The organism is Salegentibacter maritimus (assembly GCF_016236975.1).
Classification (GTDB): Bacteria; Bacteroidota; Bacteroidia; order Flavobacteriales; family Flavobacteriaceae; genus Salegentibacter; species Salegentibacter maritimus.
Window position 1 is genome coordinate 1 of sequence record NZ_JAEHNY010000006.1, and the last position, 16,298, is coordinate 16,298.

Here is a 16,298-nt window from a genome sequence, read left to right on the forward strand (position 1 = left end):
TGTAGCCTTCCCTAAAAATAAGACAGTTTAAAATTCGAAATTGTTAATTTTAAAAACGATAAACTGTCCGATGAAAAAAAGTAGATTTACAGAAAGTCAGATCATCAAGATCTTGAAAGAAAACGAACAAGGCCGAGCTGTTGGTGATATCGCTCGAGAACTGGGTATTGATAAAAGCACTATCTATTATTGGCGTAAGAAATATGGTGGAATGGAAACTAGTGAGCTAAAACGGCTTAAGGAGTTGGAAGAAGAAAATCGCAAGCTCAAGCAGATGTATGCCGATGCCAGTCTAGATAACCAAATGCTGAAAGATATACTGTCAAAAAAGTTCTAAGGCCTTCCGACAAGAAGCATAGAGCGGTTTATTTGATCAAGGAGTACCAGGTCTCCATAAAACGAGCCTGTAATGTAGTAGGTTTAACCCGTTCGATGTGGTATTATCAGACTAAGCGAGACGATTATGAGGTAATCGATAAACTTTCTGAATTGGCCACTGAGTTGCCCACCAGAGGTTTTGATGAATACTATAAACGAATACGTCGCGAAGGCCATAAGTGGAACCGGAAACGGGTATTACGAGTATACCGGCAGATGAAGCTTAAGCTAAGGCGCAAACATAAAAAGCGCATTACAGGTAGGGTAAAACATCCTTTAGAGACCCCTGAACAATTGAATCAGGTTTGGAGTATGGATTTTATGTCAGATGTCCTTTCTGATGGCAGAAAGGTACGTGTCTTAAATATAATTGATGATTGCAACCGAGAAGTACTGGCTGTAGATCCAGGGTTGAACTATCCTGCTAGAAAGCTAGTGGAGACTTTAGAACAATTAGAAGAAGAAATTGGATTACCACAAACTATCCGTTGTGATAATGGCCCTGAGTTTATCTCTAAAACATTCAGTCAATGGTGCAATAGAAAACGTGTGGAAATACGGTATACCCAGCCAGGTAAGCCAATGCAAAACGGGTATATAGAACGTTTAAATAGATTTTATAGAGAAGATATATTAGATGCTTACTGGTTTAATGATTTACATCAATTGCGTTCTTTAAGCAATAAATGGATGGAAGATTACAATAATAACCATCCGCATCAATCCCTGGGCAATAAATCACCAAGGGAATACAAACCTCGATTCGGGGAAGAATTCTTCCCCGAATCGAATGATATTAATGAAAATTTATTGAATTTAGCCCTGTCTTAAATTGGGGAAGGCTACAATGCTATTTTAAAAAGAACTTTAACTATAATTCAACTAAAGCGTATTAGAAACCCCCTGATTGTTTTCATTTATACTCTGAATTAAACCTAAAAAAACAGCACTTACGTATATTTTTAACAAAAATAAATGCAATTTGTTCATTTCTTTGTATTTTAAAGAACATGAATATAAAAAGAAGCGTTTTTTCCTTTATTGTATTAGTGTTTTTATCTGGTTGTTCTCAAGTAGCCAAAGATGCCAATGATGGCCTAAGCGCACTTAAGCCGGATACCAAACCCTATAAAGTCTCAAAAGATCTTAAAGCCATTAAAGAAGATGGGGTTTTACATGCAATCACCATTTACAATTCCACGAGCTATTTTTTATATAAAGGAATGCCAATGGGGTTCGAATATGAATTGTTATCGCGCCTGGCTGAAAATTTAGACCTGGAGCTAAAAATAACTGTTGCCGAAGATATAGACGATTTATTTGATATGCTAAACAATGGCGAAGGAGATTTAATTGCCTATGGCCTTACCATTACCGAACCCAGGAAAAACCTGGTGAGCTTTACAGAAAATCATTATGTAACGCACCAGGCTTTAGTGCAACGAATGCCCGATAATTGGCGTTCTATGCCCGGTTATAAAATAGATAAGCAACTTATTTCAAACACGCTAGAGCTAATAGATAACCCCGTATGGGTGAGGGAGAATTCTTCTTATGCCGAAAGGCTGCAAAACCTACAAAATGAAATTGGCGGCGATATTCCCATAGAATATATTGAGGGTAATATCACTACCGATGAGATTATTAAAATGGTAGTAGACGGTAAAATTGATAGAACCGTGGCCGATTACAATATTGCGTCTATCAACAAAACCTATTACCCGGTACTTAATATCAAGACCCGGGTTTCGTTTTCCCAGCGTATAGCCTGGGCGGTACGGCAAAATTCCCCCAAGCTGCTAAAGGCCATAAATACATGGATTAACAAAGAGAAAAAATTAGACGATTATTATGTAATCTATAATAAGTACTTTAAAAATACCAGGTCTAATAGAACCAGGATAAAGAGTGATTTTTACAGCAAAAACGGAAATAAGATTAGTAAATACGATGCTATTATTAAAGAAAACGCAGCAAGATTAGGCTGGGACTGGCGTTTTCTTTCCTCGCAGGTATACCAGGAATCCAGGTTTAACCCCAAAGCAAAATCATGGGCAGGTGCCACAGGACTTATACAATTAATGCCAGCCACCGCCAAAGAAGTTGGAGTTAGCAATAATTATAACCCCGAACAAAATATTAAAGGCGGCGTGAAGTATTTAGAAAGGATGCGTGGCAATTTTGAAAGCGTAGAAGATTCTATTCAAAAGATAAAATTCACGTTGGCTGCTTTTAATTGCGGAGCCGGTCATGTTTTTGACGCGATGCGACTAGCAGAAAAAAACGGTAAAAACCCCAATATTTGGGATAAAAATGTAGAAGAATATATCTTGAAATTAAAAGACAAAAAATACTACCAGGACGAGGTAGTAAGACATGGTTTTGTAAGAGGCACCGAACCCTACAACTATGTAAAAGATATATTTTTACGCTATAAGCATTATAAACAGTTTATTGAAGAATAAGCTATACTTTCCGGTCTACAATAGCCGCCTTTACGGTTTTCCACATTCTTAATTTGTATTATTGGTTTATATTTAGCAAAACATTGGTTTATCCTGATAAATTTACTCTTAAAAGGCTATATTAAGCGGTATAAACTGAGTTATATGCTATTTGTCATCAAAATTTAAACTGATATGAAAGATTACGGAATGTTACTCGAAAAAACAATTGAAGAATATTGGGGACATCCCAAAACTCCAATTTATTTTGCTAATTATTATGGAGATAAATTTGAAATGAAAGCTCTTCTTTTTGCATTAGTAATATTTGAAATAAATTACAAGCCTGACGAATATAAAGAGAGTGAGTTGATTAAACTGAGAAATTTTGAAAGAACGCTTTCTAAGAAGGAAATAAATCATAAAGACAGGATAGAAATATTAGAATTTCTAGCTAAAAGAAAAAACCTTATAAATGAACAAGAATGAATGAGCTAAATTATGCTAGTTTTGGAAAGCTTCTGATCAAATTGCAATTTTTGGAAACTATAATTAAGCTTTTCATCTCTTTATGTAATTCGAGTGTAAAAGAGAATAAAAAATATAGAATTAAAGAATTATCTAGTCGCAATATTCTAGATAATAATACTGAAAAAACTAAACAGACACTTGGGCAATTAATGATTATAATTAAATCAGAAATACCAAATTTTGATAATGCAGAATTTAAAGAACTTTTATCAAAAAGGAATAAATTCATACACAGTTTTCATAAAGAATTTCTTTCTAAAAAAGAGATTGACGAAAAAGAAGTGACAAAGTTTATAGAAAAGTTATGGTCACTAACTGACAAATACACAAAAGTATTTACAGGTTTGATTTCAATTTCTGCTAAATCAATTGGTAAAGGAAAAGTATCCGTTGAAGAAATAGAAGAAGATGAGAAGCACCTTTATAATTATCTAATTGAAAATAGCAAACAAACAGCATATAACAACGATTAACGGCCAATATGCGGTATTCGAAGAAAATCGATAACTTAGAACTCCAAACAACAAAATCATAAGCCGACAACTCCGCGTGCTTCAGTCCGCACACTGGCGTTAATCAAGACCGTTAACTACTAGCGCTCAAAATAATAGAAAGAAGAATAATTAGAAATGGAAATATTAATTCTCCTTATTATTTTTTTAGTTGTTTCTGGAATTTCACTCTATTTCAAAAAAATTATCCTTCCTAAAATTAAAGGTGCTGTTGGAGAATATAAGGTCGCTAGTAAATTAAAACACCTCAATAAAAATGAATATATAATCCTAAACGATATACTATTAAGAAAAGGTAATTCAACTTCTCAAATTGACCATATCGTAATTTGTAAAAGTGGAATTATTGTAATTGAAACAAAAAATTATAAGGGTTGGATCCATGGTCACCAAAATTCTGAATATTGGACTCAAACCATTTATAAATACAAAAAGAGGCTTCGAAATCCAATAAAACAAAACTGGGTTCATGTTTTTACTATTAAAAAATTGCTTTCAGAATATAACAATATCATATATTTTCCAATAATAGTATTCTCAGGAAATGGAAAATTAAAAAATATAACATCCGATATTCCTGTTATTTATACCAATAAACTATTGAGAACTATTAGAAAAGTAAATGATTCAGAAAACTTGTCATTTAATCAAATGAAATTGATTTCTGATAAAATACAACAACACAACATAACTGATAAGAAGGTAAAGAAATATCATACAAAACGAATAAAAGATAATATTCGGGCCAAAAAGAGAAATGAAGATCGGAAAATTTGCCCAAGATGTGGAAGTAACCTTATTAAAAAGAAAGGTAAATATGGTAAATTTTATGGTTGTGAAAATTATCCAAAATGTAGATTCACATTAAAAATAAATAATTAATAAAAAAGCAGCTGCCAACAAAAATGATTCATCGCCAATAAGAAGCAGCGTTAGAAAAAAATAATTAACTTGACCAACAAACCAGGTTTAAACCGACAAATCCGCGTCCCTTACTCCGCCAACTGGCGATAAAGGAGACCGTTGTAAGCAGCTGAAAAAACGATGAACAAAGAAAAACCAAGACTTGCAAGATTGACAGCTATCCTAACCCAATTACAATCGAAAAGGATTGTAACCGCAAAGGATATCGCCGAAATACATAATGTAAGTATCAGAACTGTTTATCGAGACATCCGAACTCTTGAGAAGTCGGGAATTCCAATCGTGACGGAAGAAGGAAAAGGCTATTCCATTATGGAAGGTTACAAACTTCCGCCCGTAATGTTTACCCAAGAAGAGGCTAACGCCTTAATAACAGCAGAACAACTAATCAGAAAAAATAAAGACCAATCTTTAACTGAACAATACGAAAGTGCTGTCACAAAAATCAAGTCAGTCTTAAACTACGCCCAAAAAGAAAAATCAGAATTGCTGACTAACAGAATACAGGTACGCAATAATCGTGAAAATGAAAAAACAAGCAAATATCTGATACAACTTCAATCGACTATATCAAATTATCAAACAATAAAAATTGATTACCTGTCATTGGAAAACAAGCAAAGTCAAAGAAAAATTGAACCGTTTGCACTTTACACTACACAGGACAATTGGATACTTATCGCCTTTTGTAAATTAAGAAATGACTTTAGAGCGTTTCGTCTTGATTGTATCCAAAAAATAGAAATCTTGGATGGTCATTTTGAACCACATAAAATGACTTTGCAAGATTACCTTGAAAAATGTAGTGAAAAATATAAGGGCACCCCTGACACACCTTTGGCACAAGGTCAATCTACTTTTGCATTAAATCATAAAGTTTAAAAAATGCAAACAGTAAAAATTGAACCTTTTAACATTATCGGAATCTCGATTAGAACGACAAACGAGAACGGACAGGCAAGTAAAGAAATTGCTGAACTTTGGGGTAAGTTTATGTCCGAGAGTGTTTTAGCAAAAATCCCTAACAAAATTGACAATGAAATTTATTCACTTTATACGGACTATGAAGGCGACCATACAAAACCGTATACTGCAATACTTGGTTGCAAAGTTGAAAATTTAGACAACATTCCCAGCGGAATGGTTGGTAAATCATTTAGTGGAGGAACATACACCAAGACAACTGCAAAAGGAGACTTAATGCAAGGATTGGTCGTTAACCAATGGTCTAAAATATTTGAAATGGAATTGGACAGAACCTATGATGCCGATTTTGAGATTTTCGGGGAAAAAGCACAAAATCCTTCTGATGCGGAAGTAGATTTCTATGTAGGTATAAAACAAGAAACGAATGGGTAAACTAACCTTAAAGACAGACCCAAGAGTAAATGAAGTTTTTGCGAATTATCCCGACTTTGTTCGGGATAAATTGCAACATCTTCGGGAATTGGTAATAGAAACAGCGGAAGAAACCGAAAGTCTAACTGTTTTGGAAGAAACTTTGAAATGGGGAGAGCCCAGTTTTGTTACCAAAAACGGAAGCACTTTGCGAATGGATTGGAAAGAAAAAACACCTGACCAATATGCAATGTATTTCCAATGTACGAGTAGATTAGTTAATACTTTCAGGTTAGTCTTTGACGACAAATTTCAATTCGAAGGAAAACGAGCAATCGTCTTTAAATTAAACGAAAAAATTCCTGAATTAGAATTAAAGGAATGTATAAGAGCATCTTTGATTTATCACAATGTAAAAGAACAGATTACATTAGGAATATGAAACTAAATAAAGAAAGCCAGTGGCTAACAATGTATCTTATAAAAAATAGGCGAAATAGCAGTAAATTCAAGGCTTTTGGCTTGTACCAAAGTTTGTACTTAACCGAAAGTTTCGTGCTTCGAAATCGCCTACTTTTCATATACTAAGCGTTAGTAAGAAAATAATTAACTTGACCAACGAACCAATACTAAACCGACAAGTCCGCGTCCCTTATCCATCCAACTATCTATAAACAAGACCATTATCTCCAACCTAAAAACAACTATCAAATTTAAACAAGCAAATTGAAAGATAAAATATTAATTATTGGTGGTTATGGAACGGTTGGAAGTACAATCGCCACAAACTTATCAAAAGTGTATCCTAACAAAATAATTGTTGCCGGCAGGGATATTGAAAAGGCTGAAAAGCTTACTACAAAGCTCAATAATTTGACTATTCCTTATGAATTTGACGTTTCAAATATCAGTTCACTCGAAATTTTAAAAAATGTAAGATTGGTGATTATGTGCATTGATCAAGAGGACAGCAATTTTGTGGAGACCTGCATCAACTATAAAATAAATTACATAGATATAACTGCCAATCAACAACTCATTGAGAAATTTGAAAAATTAAACGCCAAAGCCAAAGAAAAAGAAGTAAGCGTAATTTTAAGCGTTGGTTTAGCACCCGGAATTACAAACCTATTGGCAAAACAGTGTATTGAAAAATTACCAAATACCAAAAAAATTGAAATTTATATTTTATTGGGTCTTGGAGAAAAGCATGGAGATTCTGCATATCAATGGACCTTAGAGAACATTCATAAAAATTATGTCATACAGATTAACGGAACAAAAAAGACAGTAAAAAGCTTTACAGAGCCTAAAACAACAAATCTATTAGGCCAAAGAACCTTTTACTATTTCAATTTTTCCGACCAACATAGTTTAGCAAACATAACAAGCATTCCCACAGTAAAAACAAGGCTCGCTTTCGATTCTATTTTTTTTACAAAACTTGTGGCAATTTTAAGAAAAACGGGGATAACGAAAATATTCAGCAATGTAAAAATGCAAAAAATAATGATTCCACTGTTTAAAAAAGCATCTTTGGGTAGCGATTTGTTTGGGGTAAAAGTAATAGCTGAAAATGGCGATAAAGAAACCTACGAATGCGAATTAATAGGTAAAAACGAGGGAAATATTACGGCATTATTAACCGTTCAACTTGCCTTAAAAATATTGAAGACACCATCTTTGCACATAGGTGTACTACATTCTAATGAAATTATAGAAAATATTCCATTATTTTTAGCAGATGTAAAGAAAATGGATAATTCTATAACTATGAAATTATAATTAAACGATGGGTAAAACAACTTACTGAACTTGCACAGCAATTAAATCCAACAGGACAAAAAGCTGTTGAACCCGGCAAGTTGATAAATGAATCGAACAAACGAATGATTTCTAACACAATCGATTTTCTAAATATTAAAGATAAATATTCCGTTTTAGAATTAGGTCAAGGAAACTGCGGTCATCATTCCGAAATTCCGCAAAAAGATCAAATATATTAGATTAGGAACCTCAAAGGTAAGGTGTGAAATGATTCTTGGTTGTAAAAAACTTCCGCAAATAGCGATTAACAAGGCCAATATGCGGTATTCCGGGAAAAAGAATAACTTAGAACTCCAAATAACAAAAGAATAAGCCGACTACTCCACGTGCTAGTTTCTGCACTGGCGGTAACCACAGCCTTTGTGGGTCACTCTAAGAAACACCCATTCTAAATGAACTATCAGACATATAAGCCACATAAAGATTTAGAATCAATAGTTAAATTTTATTGGACATTGGAAGTTCCTTTTGATTCGAAAAATCAAAAACAAAAAATCGTGCCTGATGGATGTATAGAAATGACTTTCAATTTTGGCGACAAGATTAAAAGATTCACTTCGGAAACAGAATTTATCCTTCATCCCAATGCAATGGTAATGGGGCAAAGAACAAAATCATTTAATATATTACCTGTTGGTAATGTTGACTCTCTGGCAATCTGCTTCTATCCTATTGGATTTGCAAACTTCGTGAAAACACCCCTTGAAAACCTGGTTGACAAGGAAATACCTATTTCAGAACTTTTCGAGCAATCAGAAGCCTATGAGCTAGAGCAACAAATGATTCAAGCTATTGACACTCAAAAAAGAATTGATACTATTGAAAACTTTCTTCTGAAAAAACTACATGAAAAAAATACGATTAGTAATATTGTGAAATCAACCGTTAATACTCTTCTCAAAACAAACGGAACAACTCCCATCAATGTTCTTTTAAAAGAAGACATTTCAAAAAGAAGACAGCTTGAAAGGCACTTCAAAAAACAAATTGGTATTAGCCCAAAACAGTTATCTAAAGCCATTCGACTGCAAGCCACTTTAAATTTGATGCTCAACAAAAAATCAGAAACACTTACAGACATTGCTTACGAGAATGAATATTTCGACCAAAATCATTTCATAAAAGATTTTAAAGAACTTGTTGGAGTAACTCCAAAGCAGTTTTTAGGCAATGAAAACATGACTCTATCTTCACTCTTCTACAAATAAATTTTTAGTGTCGCATTTCTACTATTTTGACTTTTTGCCTACTTGTAACTTTACAATTGAATTAAAATTAGCGCATCAATGTAAGCCAAAGGAATAATTTTAGCATCGTTGGTTTCTGCAATTTGTTTTGTTTTATACACCAATTCAGGCAAGACAAATTCTCAAGCAATGGGAAAAGATACTTTAACAAATTTAAAAGCAAAAAATATGAAGAGTTACATTTCAATGTTTGAAATTCCAGCAACGGATATTTCAAGAGCAATTAATTTTTACCAGGCATTGTTAGACATTAAAATAGAGAAAATGGATGTTGAAGGAATGCAAATGGGAATATTACCTTATGAAGAACAAATGGTAACAGGTATCATAATTCAGGCAGACGGATACGAGCCATCTGCAGGCGGAGTTACAATGTATTTAAACGCAGGAGAAAATCTCCAGGTAGTTCTTGACAGAGTAGAAAAAAATGGCGGACAAATCCTGGTACCTAAAACAGCTCACGCAGACGAAAGTGGATACTTTGCTATATTCATTGATTCCGAAGGAAATAAGATGGCTCTTAACTCTCCAAACTAACTGAGAGAAGAATAGAGCGAACACACAACTTTGTATCATAAAATCGTTAGCCTTTAATTTCACAAAAGAAGAATCGACAATAAAAGTTCCAAAATAGAGAACTTTTATTTATCTTTGCCGTAGAAATTAATCTATGAAAAGAATAATTGCAAAAAGAACTTTACGTGAATTTTGGGAAAAACATTCCGATTCCGAACAATATTTAAAGACCTGGTATGAAACAGTAAAATCATCAAACTGGAAGTCACCAAATGATATTAAGAGAACGTACATAAATGCAAGCATTCTAAAGGATAACAGAGTAATTTTCAATATTAAAGGAAATTCCTATCGATTGATTGTAAAATTCAACTATGATAGAGAATGGGCGTTTATACGATTTGTGGGAACTCACGCTGAGTATGACAAAATAAATGCGGACACGATTTAACACAAAAGACTATGAAAATAAAACCTATAAAGACAGAAAAAGATTACGAACAGGCTTTACAACGATTAGAAGTGATTTTTGATGCCGACTCAACCTCAAAAGAAGGAGATGAAGCGGAAATCTTATCACTCTTAATCGAGAATTACGAAAACCAACAGTACCCAATTGAAGCTCCAGATCCAATAGAAGCTATAAAAATAAGAATGGAAGAAATGAATCTTAAACAAAAAGATTTAGTAGGAATCATTGGTGGAAAAAGCAGGGTTTCAGAGATTCTCAATAAAAAGAAAAGATTGACGGTAGATATGATTAGAGAATTAGAACGGGTTTTACATATTTCCGCTTCCGTTCTTGTGAATAATTATCAGCTATCGAAGTAAAAAAAGGCAAAAAAGAACTGAGCTAACTTCCAGATAAATTATCTTATTTTTGGTGCAAAATTTTCATAAAAATAAGGCAATCCTGTTTTAGAAGCTTCTACCTGGCTAAAACATCCCCCAGCAAAAAATATAAAACAAAATCTACCTCCTTGTTCTCTTAATAAAAACTTCCTGTAGTTTTTTGGTAAGGCTGTCTTTACGGGTGGTATAGACTTTTTTATTATGGTGGGTAATGGAGCTTATAGGAATAATTTGCGTGGTGGTACCGGTTACAAAGACTTCTTCTACTTCTACCAATTCATCAAAATGCACCGTTTTTTCAATCACTTTAATATTTAAACTGGCGCAAATATTAATAACTTCGGCGCGGGTAATGCCCGATAAAATTTCAGGACCTTCGGGATGCGTATATACCACACCATATTTTACAAAAAACAGGCTGGAGTGTGAACCTTCGGTAAAATACCCATTACGCAGCAGTAAATTCTCATGAAACCCGGCTGAAATAGCCGCTTCATTTGCCATTACATTCGCCAGTAAGGCAGTAGACTTAATATCACATCTATACCAACGTTTATCTTCGCTTGCCATCACATGCCAGGTCTTTTTTTCAAAACCTTCCAAAGTTACCCCAAAGGCATACAATAAAATACTGGTTTCAATCTTTTCGGGAACAAAATGACTTCTGGCCCCCGCCCCCCTACTTAGCTGGATATATACCGCAGCATCGGCATTATGCAAGCCGGCCCGGTCTATGGCTTCTAACATCAACTTTTCAAGGCTAAAAGCATCAAAAGTTATTTGTATTTGGTCTAGAGAATATTGTAATCGCTTAAGATGCTCCTTTAGTTTAAAACCTTTTCCTTTATAGAAAGGGGTCACCTCATAAATACCATCACCAAACATAAACGCACGGTCAAAAACCGAGACAAAAGCTTCATCGGGCTTTAACCACTTTCCGTTTAAATAAACCTCTTTAGGATACTTTTTTTCAGGTTTCATAGTAATAAATTTGTTCTCCGTAAAAAATCATAATGTAAAATGGTCGTCATCCTGAACCTGCCCGACAGTTCAGACGGGCTTGTTTCAGAGCCTGCTCCTAAATTTATTCGGAGATCTAAATTGAATGTATCGTACTATTATGTTAGATTCCCGAAAAAAATCGGGATAAAGTCTGAAATAACTCAGCATGACGATTTGTTCTTGATTTTGATCTTATGAGTAAACCAGACATATTTAACTAAAATACTGATGCAATTGTTGCAACCATTGTATTTCGTAATAACGCACAATACTTATAACTATTACCCCGGCGGCTACATATATCCACGAATAACTATCTCTTTTTAACATAAGCCCTCCTACTACGGCAAAAATCACAAAAGGAATAGCCATAATAAGGTTAGGCAACGGCCATGCATCATTAAATAATACGGCTATAATTTTCATAGCGCCATAAAAAACACTATAAAATAAAATGATCTTACTTATAAGTGCTTTTAAATTTCTTTGCTTCATTTACTCGTATTTTTTAGGAGATTTTCGGTATTTGGTAGCCTTTTCAAAAGCCAAAACCCCGGCAGTTGTTGCCATTTTCTTTGTATTGATATTATCTTTAATCAATACCGGAATGTCACAAAAAGATCATTTTTTTCAGAATTATTAAGCTTCTTATCCTTTTCTTTTGCTTCTTCCAGCAAATTACGATTCAAAGAAACAACCGAATTTAAAGACAATTCATTTTCCCGGTCAAATTGCCGGATTCTATGTAGGTAAAACAGCGAAAGTTCTGTGTAAGTGAGTTTCCCATTTTTGATGGCCGATTGAATTTCGGGGATATTCTTCTCAAGAATAAATGGTTTCAGCTCATTATATTTTTCTTCCGAAAACTCGGCTAAATCACTTTTAAATGGAACCCAGAGCGAATCCTGGGAAATATTTTTAGAATCTAAAATTTTAAATTCTTTTTCTTTTTCAGTCTTTAGGGAATCTGTCTGAGATGTTTTTTCTACATCTGTTTTAGATTTCTGATCATTTCCGCAAGAAATTAGAGCCGGAAGTAAAAGAAGGATTAAAAGTTTCTTCATTTAGTATGAATTTATACCGGAAATTAATTGGACGGCAACACTTATCCACTATGGTATTGCCAATTATTTGCTTCCGGCATCATGCCGGTTACTTTTTAAAGAAAGAATCTACAAATTCATATTTATTAAAAACCTGCAGATCATTTATACCTTCCCCAACCCCAATATATTTTACCGGAATTTGAAATTGATCGCTTATACCTATTACCACACCGCCTTTTGCTGTACCATCTAGTTTAGTAACCGCAAGTGAAGAAACCTCTGTAGCCGCTGTAAACTGTTTTGCCTGCTCAAAAGCATTTTGCCCGGTAGAACCATCTAAGACCAATAATACCTCGTGAGGAGCATCGGGAACCACCTTTTGCATCACGCGTTTTACTTTGGTAAGCTCGTTCATTAAGTTCACTTTATTGTGCAACCTCCCTGCGGTATCTATAAGCACCACATCGGCATCTTGTTTTACGGCACTTTGCACCGTATCAAAAGCCACAGAAGCGGGGTCACTTCCCATTTTTTGTCTTACGATAGGCACCTCGGTCCTATCTGCCCAAATTTGCAACTGGTCTATAGCGGCAGCCCTAAAGGTATCGGCAGCACCCAATACCACTTTTTTACCGGCACTTTTAAATTGATGCGCCAATTTACCGATGGTGGTTGTTTTCCCCACCCCATTTACACCAACTACCATAATAACATAAGGTTTTACATCGGGTAATTGAATATTGGCAGCCTCCCCATTTTCGGTTTCTGATAGCAAACCGGCAATTTCCTCGCGAAGTATTCTATTAAGCTCGTCGGTGCCCAGGTATTTATCCCTGGCCACACGATCTTCTATTCTATTAATAATTTTAACGGTAGTGGTAACACCAACATCGCTACTTACCAGCACGTCTTCCAGATCGTCTAAAACCTCATCATCTACTTTAGATTTTCCGGCAACGGCCTTACTCATTTTAGACATAAAGCTGGTTTTGGTCTTTTCCAGGCCTTTATCCAGATTTTCTTTTTTATCTTTTGAAAATATCTTTTTAAATAAACTCATTTTTGGAAGGTTTAAAATCAACAAATTCCGAAAGTTTGTTTCCGAAATTTCAAGTGGTAAATATACACAAAAAGAAAAAGCCGTCCAGAGATTATCCAGACGGCTTTATAAATGTTTTCAAGGTAGTTTGCTCGAATTACTTTTTCTTTAAAAAGTCGTTCACTTCTTCCGGAGCCATAATTTGTTCTACAAAAGTATAGGCACCAGACTTTGGAGATTTAACCATTTTTATTGCTTTGGTCAATCTCTTAGACCCTGTTTGTATCGATGCTACTGATTTCTTAGCCATAACTTATTATTTTATCTCTTTATGAACCGTCATTTTCTTAAGGATTGGATTAAATTTCTTTAATTCCATCCTGTCCGGTGTATTCTTTTTATTCTTGGTAGTAATGTACCTTGAAGTTCCCGGTTTCCCGGTAGCTTTATGCTCTGTACATTCTAATATAACCTGTACCCTGTTTCCTTTCTTTGCCATTGTAATGTGTTTTTATCAGGATTATTTTTTCAAAAATCCTTTTTCTCTCGCTTCTTTAATTACAGCAGAGATACCTTTTTTATTAATATCTTTAAGTGCAGATGTAGATACTTTTAAAGTGACCCATTTATCTTCCTCAGGAATAAAAAAACGTTTCTTTACTAAATTAGCATTAAATCTACGCTTGGTTTTATTCATAGCGTGAGAAACATTGTTCCCAACCATTGCTTTTTTACCAGTAAGTTCACAAACTCTTGACATTGCTCTATTCTTTTCTCGTTATTTCAAAACAGGCTGCAAATTAACGATTTTTTCACCTAACAAACAATATTAATTTGAAAAAAAATATCAGGTTTACAATTTTTCTTCTTTCTTTGGGTTTCTTCAGCTAAAAGCCAGTGTTTACTTTAGGTTGAAACCAACTTAGATTAGGTATTGATTTCCATCTTAAAGGAATCAATACCTTGAATATTTAAAATACTGAATTTCAATTATTTCAACTAAAATACTCACAAGTTTTATTATACAAAATCATCTACAAATTCTGTGCTTTCACCTGCTGAAACAACTCGGCTCTAATCATTTCTATACTTTTGCTTACCGCTTTCCCAATTACTTTGTCACGATGATTTCCTAAGTTAAATTTCTTTGCATACACCTGTTTTGGGGTTGCAATACCTATAAAAACAGTTCCAATTTCTGCATCGGAATCACCTTTTGTTGGGCCTGCATTGCCGGTTGTAGAAATCGCATAATCGGTTTTAAAAAGATCTTTAACATTTTTAGCCATGGCCATAGCTACTTCTTCACTAACCACCGAATGTTCTTCTATTAGCTTCTTATCTATTTTTAAAACATCTTCTTTAGCACTGGTGGCGTAACTTACCACACTGCCTTTATAGTAATTAGAGGCTCCCGGAGGAGTGGCAAATAAGGCCGCCAATTTTCCACCTGTGCAGCTTTCGGCGGTGGCTATTGTTGCTCTATTTTTTAAAAGTAGTCTGGAAATTTGTATTTCAACCGGCTCGTCATCTTCGTAGCCCACAATTATATCACCAATAATACTGTGAAGCTTACTAACCAGGCTCTCTATACTATTTTTAAGGTGCTCTACATTATCTCCTTTAGCGGTTAGGCGCAACCGCACTCTGCCCAGGTTTGGTAAATAAGCCAATTTAATATATGCCGGAAGGCTATCTTCCCAGTCTTCAATTTTTTCAGCAATGGCACTCTCTCCCATCCCGTATGTTAATACGGTTTTATGCAAAATAACAGGCCTTTTAAAGTTTTGCTGGAGCCTTGGGATTACTTCACCTTCTATTAAAGCTTTCATTTCAAAAGGAACACCGGGTAGAGATACGTAAACTTTGTTCTCGCTTTCAAACCACATTCCGGGCGCAGTTCCAAACTGGTTTTTTAATGCCGCAGCTTTTGAAGGCAACATGGCCTGCTTTCTGTTTAAATCTGAAATTGGAGTTTCTATATACTTCTCAAACAGAAATTCTATATGCTTTAGAACCTCGTCGTTATTAACGAGTTTATCTTCAAAAAATTCGCATAAACAATCTTTGGTGATATCATCTTTGGTAGGCCCCAGGCCACCTGTAATAATTATAATATCGGCACGATTTTTAGCTTCGCTCAGCGCTTCCAGAATATGACTTCTCTCGTCTTCTACCGTAGAAATTTGTTTTACGGAAACACCAATCTTATTTAATTCTTTTGCGATAAAAGCAGAGTTGGTATCTACTATCTGGCCTATAAGGATTTCATCTCCAATGGTAATTATTTCTGCCTTCATTCCAGCTCAAAATCTCTTTTAAGTGCAATACTGGCTACATTTACCTTTTTGGTAATTTTACTGGCTGCCTGCGGCACTTCATCCTTTTTCTTTCCGGCTTTGGCCCATGATTCTATCACTTTTACTTCGTCCATTAACTCTAAGCCAAAAAGTTGCAAATTAGGCTTCATTTTATGGGCATATTGATAGGCCAGTGTGGGGTTATCGTTTGAAATTGCCTCATTCATAGCCTCTACGTCTGGGGGAATCTCCTCTAAAAAAGTCTGCACCACCACCTTCATGAAATCATCGTCACCACCGGCCATTTCTTTAACTTCACTTAAATTGTAGTTGCTCATATCA

Annotated in this window: 21 protein-coding genes and 1 pseudogene; 13 read left to right on the top strand and 9 right to left on the bottom strand. The window is 34.7% G+C overall.

All coding sequences use genetic code 11. From position 1 onward, the window contains the following. Positions 1–70 precede the first annotated feature (70 nt). From I6U50_RS07505 to I6U50_RS07565, 13 genes and pseudogenes are all read left to right on the top strand, one after another. A pseudogene (locus I6U50_RS07505) lies at positions 71–1,209 on the top strand (IS3 family transposase). Positions 1,210–1,388: 179 nt separating this feature from the next. Beyond that, a complete protein-coding gene (locus tag I6U50_RS07510; protein ID WP_198638401.1) occupies positions 1,389–2,843 on the top strand; it encodes an MltF family protein in 1,455 nt (484 codons plus the stop codon). Positions 2,844–3,017: 174 nt separating this feature from the next. Further along, a complete protein-coding gene (locus tag I6U50_RS07515; RefSeq protein ID WP_198638402.1) occupies positions 3,018–3,311 on the top strand; it encodes a hypothetical protein in 294 nt (97 codons plus the stop codon). Next, complete coding sequence (locus I6U50_RS07520; RefSeq protein ID WP_198638403.1) at positions 3,308–3,826, top strand: hypothetical protein; 519 nt, start codon at positions 3,308–3,310, stop codon at positions 3,824–3,826. Before I6U50_RS07515 ends, I6U50_RS07520 begins: the two co-directional genes overlap by 4 nt. 156 nt (positions 3,827–3,982) lie before the next feature. Continuing rightward, entirely contained in the window at positions 3,983–4,747 is a 765-nt protein-coding gene (locus I6U50_RS07525) for an NERD domain-containing protein (protein ID WP_198638568.1), read from the top strand. A 162-nt stretch (positions 4,748–4,909) separates the two neighbouring features. After that, positions 4,910–5,671 (top strand): helix-turn-helix transcriptional regulator, encoded by a 762-nt coding sequence (locus I6U50_RS07530; RefSeq protein WP_198638404.1) that lies wholly within the window; start codon positions 4,910–4,912, stop codon positions 5,669–5,671. Between the two features lie 3 nt (positions 5,672–5,674). Further along, positions 5,675–6,148 (top strand): GyrI-like domain-containing protein, encoded by a 474-nt coding sequence (locus I6U50_RS07535; RefSeq protein WP_198638405.1) that lies wholly within the window; start codon positions 5,675–5,677, stop codon positions 6,146–6,148. Then, the gene (locus I6U50_RS07540; RefSeq protein ID WP_198638406.1) at positions 6,141–6,569 is read left to right on the top strand and encodes a DUF1801 domain-containing protein; all 429 of its coding nucleotides are present in this window, start codon (positions 6,141–6,143) and stop codon (positions 6,567–6,569) included. Before I6U50_RS07535 ends, I6U50_RS07540 begins: the two co-directional genes overlap by 8 nt. Before the next feature lie 284 nt (positions 6,570–6,853). Then, a complete protein-coding gene (locus I6U50_RS07545) occupies positions 6,854–7,912 on the top strand; it encodes a saccharopine dehydrogenase family protein (protein ID WP_198638407.1) in 1,059 nt (352 codons plus the stop codon). A gap of 434 nt (positions 7,913–8,346) precedes the next feature. Then, positions 8,347–9,162 (top strand): AraC family transcriptional regulator, encoded by an 816-nt coding sequence (locus I6U50_RS07550; RefSeq protein WP_198638408.1) that lies wholly within the window; start codon positions 8,347–8,349, stop codon positions 9,160–9,162. A 168-nt stretch (positions 9,163–9,330) separates the two neighbouring features. Continuing rightward, the gene (locus tag I6U50_RS07555; protein ID WP_198638409.1) at positions 9,331–9,738 is read left to right on the top strand and encodes a VOC family protein; all 408 of its coding nucleotides are present in this window, start codon (positions 9,331–9,333) and stop codon (positions 9,736–9,738) included. Between the two features lie 133 nt (positions 9,739–9,871). Next, positions 9,872–10,168 (top strand): type II toxin-antitoxin system HigB family toxin, encoded by a 297-nt coding sequence (locus I6U50_RS07560; protein WP_198638410.1) that lies wholly within the window; start codon positions 9,872–9,874, stop codon positions 10,166–10,168. Between the two features lie 11 nt (positions 10,169–10,179). After that, entirely contained in the window at positions 10,180–10,548 is a 369-nt protein-coding gene (locus I6U50_RS07565) for a helix-turn-helix domain-containing protein (RefSeq protein ID WP_198638411.1), read from the top strand. 141 nt (positions 10,549–10,689) lie between these two features. Here I6U50_RS07565 and I6U50_RS07570 read toward each other — a convergent pair whose 3' ends face one another. The 9 genes from I6U50_RS07570 to I6U50_RS07615 all read right to left on the bottom strand — a co-directional run bounded on the left by I6U50_RS07570 (position 10,690) and on the right by I6U50_RS07615 (position 16,294). After that, positions 10,690–11,550, bottom strand: coding sequence for an aminotransferase class IV (locus I6U50_RS07570; RefSeq protein ID WP_198638412.1), 861 nt, complete (start codon positions 11,548–11,550; stop codon positions 10,690–10,692). 234 nt (positions 11,551–11,784) lie between these two features. Next, positions 11,785–12,066, bottom strand: a complete 282-nt coding sequence (locus I6U50_RS07575) for a hypothetical protein (protein WP_193710958.1) — start codon at positions 12,064–12,066, stop codon at positions 11,785–11,787. 101 nt (positions 12,067–12,167) lie between these two features. Then, positions 12,168–12,635 carry a hypothetical protein gene (locus I6U50_RS07585; protein ID WP_198638413.1) on the bottom strand — a complete coding sequence of 156 codons (468 nt, stop codon included), beginning with the start codon at positions 12,633–12,635 and terminating at the stop codon, positions 12,168–12,170. Between the two features lie 88 nt (positions 12,636–12,723). Further along, positions 12,724–13,677 carry a signal recognition particle-docking protein FtsY gene (gene ftsY, locus I6U50_RS07590; protein WP_198638414.1) on the bottom strand — a complete coding sequence of 318 codons (954 nt, stop codon included), beginning with the start codon at positions 13,675–13,677 and terminating at the stop codon, positions 12,724–12,726. A gap of 136 nt (positions 13,678–13,813) precedes the next feature. After that, the gene (locus tag I6U50_RS07595) at positions 13,814–13,966 is read right to left on the bottom strand and encodes a DUF4295 domain-containing protein (RefSeq protein ID WP_193710961.1); all 153 of its coding nucleotides are present in this window, start codon (positions 13,964–13,966) and stop codon (positions 13,814–13,816) included. Between the two features lie 6 nt (positions 13,967–13,972). Then, positions 13,973–14,155, bottom strand: coding sequence for a 50S ribosomal protein L33 (rpmG, locus tag I6U50_RS07600; RefSeq protein ID WP_029034962.1), 183 nt, complete (start codon positions 14,153–14,155; stop codon positions 13,973–13,975). 21 nt (positions 14,156–14,176) lie between these two features. Beyond that, on the bottom strand, positions 14,177–14,416 hold the full coding sequence (gene rpmB / locus I6U50_RS07605; protein ID WP_037320239.1) for a 50S ribosomal protein L28: 240 nt from the start codon (positions 14,414–14,416) through the stop codon (positions 14,177–14,179). A gap of 274 nt (positions 14,417–14,690) precedes the next feature. Further along, the gene (locus I6U50_RS07610; protein ID WP_198638415.1) at positions 14,691–15,956 is read right to left on the bottom strand and encodes a competence/damage-inducible protein A; all 1,266 of its coding nucleotides are present in this window, start codon (positions 15,954–15,956) and stop codon (positions 14,691–14,693) included. Further along, positions 15,953–16,294 carry an Hpt domain-containing protein gene (locus tag I6U50_RS07615; protein WP_193710963.1) on the bottom strand — a complete coding sequence of 114 codons (342 nt, stop codon included), beginning with the start codon at positions 16,292–16,294 and terminating at the stop codon, positions 15,953–15,955. The genes I6U50_RS07610 and I6U50_RS07615 overlap by 4 nt, the downstream gene beginning before the upstream one ends. Positions 16,295–16,298: the final 4 nt, after the last annotated feature.

Excerpts from the sequence above, each read along its gene's own strand:
- I6U50_RS07510 (WP_198638401.1), top strand. The coding sequence starts at position 1,389 with ATGAATATAAAAAGAAGCGTTTTTTCCTTTATTGTATTAGTGTTTTTA.
- I6U50_RS07515 (WP_198638402.1), top strand. The coding sequence starts at position 3,018 with ATGAAAGATTACGGAATGTTACTCGAAAAAACAATTGAAGAATATTGG.
- I6U50_RS07520 (WP_198638403.1), top strand. The coding sequence starts at position 3,308 with ATGAATGAGCTAAATTATGCTAGTTTTGGAAAGCTTCTGATCAAATTG.
- I6U50_RS07525 (WP_198638568.1), top strand. The coding sequence starts at position 3,983 with ATGGAAATATTAATTCTCCTTATTATTTTTTTAGTTGTTTCTGGAATT.
- I6U50_RS07530 (WP_198638404.1), top strand. The coding sequence starts at position 4,910 with ATGAACAAAGAAAAACCAAGACTTGCAAGATTGACAGCTATCCTAACC.
- I6U50_RS07535 (WP_198638405.1), top strand. The coding sequence starts at position 5,675 with ATGCAAACAGTAAAAATTGAACCTTTTAACATTATCGGAATCTCGATT.
- I6U50_RS07540 (WP_198638406.1), top strand. The coding sequence starts at position 6,141 with ATGGGTAAACTAACCTTAAAGACAGACCCAAGAGTAAATGAAGTTTTT.
- I6U50_RS07550 (WP_198638408.1), top strand. The coding sequence starts at position 8,347 with ATGAACTATCAGACATATAAGCCACATAAAGATTTAGAATCAATAGTT.
- I6U50_RS07555 (WP_198638409.1), top strand. The coding sequence starts at position 9,331 with ATGGGAAAAGATACTTTAACAAATTTAAAAGCAAAAAATATGAAGAGT.
- I6U50_RS07560 (WP_198638410.1), top strand. The coding sequence starts at position 9,872 with ATGAAAAGAATAATTGCAAAAAGAACTTTACGTGAATTTTGGGAAAAA.
- I6U50_RS07565 (WP_198638411.1), top strand. The coding sequence starts at position 10,180 with ATGAAAATAAAACCTATAAAGACAGAAAAAGATTACGAACAGGCTTTA.
- I6U50_RS07570 (WP_198638412.1), bottom strand. The coding sequence starts at position 11,550 with ATGAAACCTGAAAAAAAGTATCCTAAAGAGGTTTATTTAAACGGAAAG.
- I6U50_RS07575 (WP_193710958.1), bottom strand. The coding sequence starts at position 12,066 with ATGAAGCAAAGAAATTTAAAAGCACTTATAAGTAAGATCATTTTATTT.
- I6U50_RS07585 (WP_198638413.1), bottom strand. The coding sequence starts at position 12,635 with ATGAAGAAACTTTTAATCCTTCTTTTACTTCCGGCTCTAATTTCTTGC.
- ftsY (WP_198638414.1), bottom strand. The coding sequence starts at position 13,677 with ATGAGTTTATTTAAAAAGATATTTTCAAAAGATAAAAAAGAAAATCTG.
- I6U50_RS07595 (WP_193710961.1), bottom strand. The coding sequence starts at position 13,966 with ATGGCTAAGAAATCAGTAGCATCGATACAAACAGGGTCTAAGAGATTG.
- rpmG (WP_029034962.1), bottom strand. The coding sequence starts at position 14,155 with ATGGCAAAGAAAGGAAACAGGGTACAGGTTATATTAGAATGTACAGAG.
- rpmB (WP_037320239.1), bottom strand. The coding sequence starts at position 14,416 with ATGTCAAGAGTTTGTGAACTTACTGGTAAAAAAGCAATGGTTGGGAAC.
- I6U50_RS07610 (WP_198638415.1), bottom strand. The coding sequence starts at position 15,956 with ATGAAGGCAGAAATAATTACCATTGGAGATGAAATCCTTATAGGCCAG.
- I6U50_RS07615 (WP_193710963.1), bottom strand. The coding sequence starts at position 16,294 with ATGAGCAACTACAATTTAAGTGAAGTTAAAGAAATGGCCGGTGGTGAC.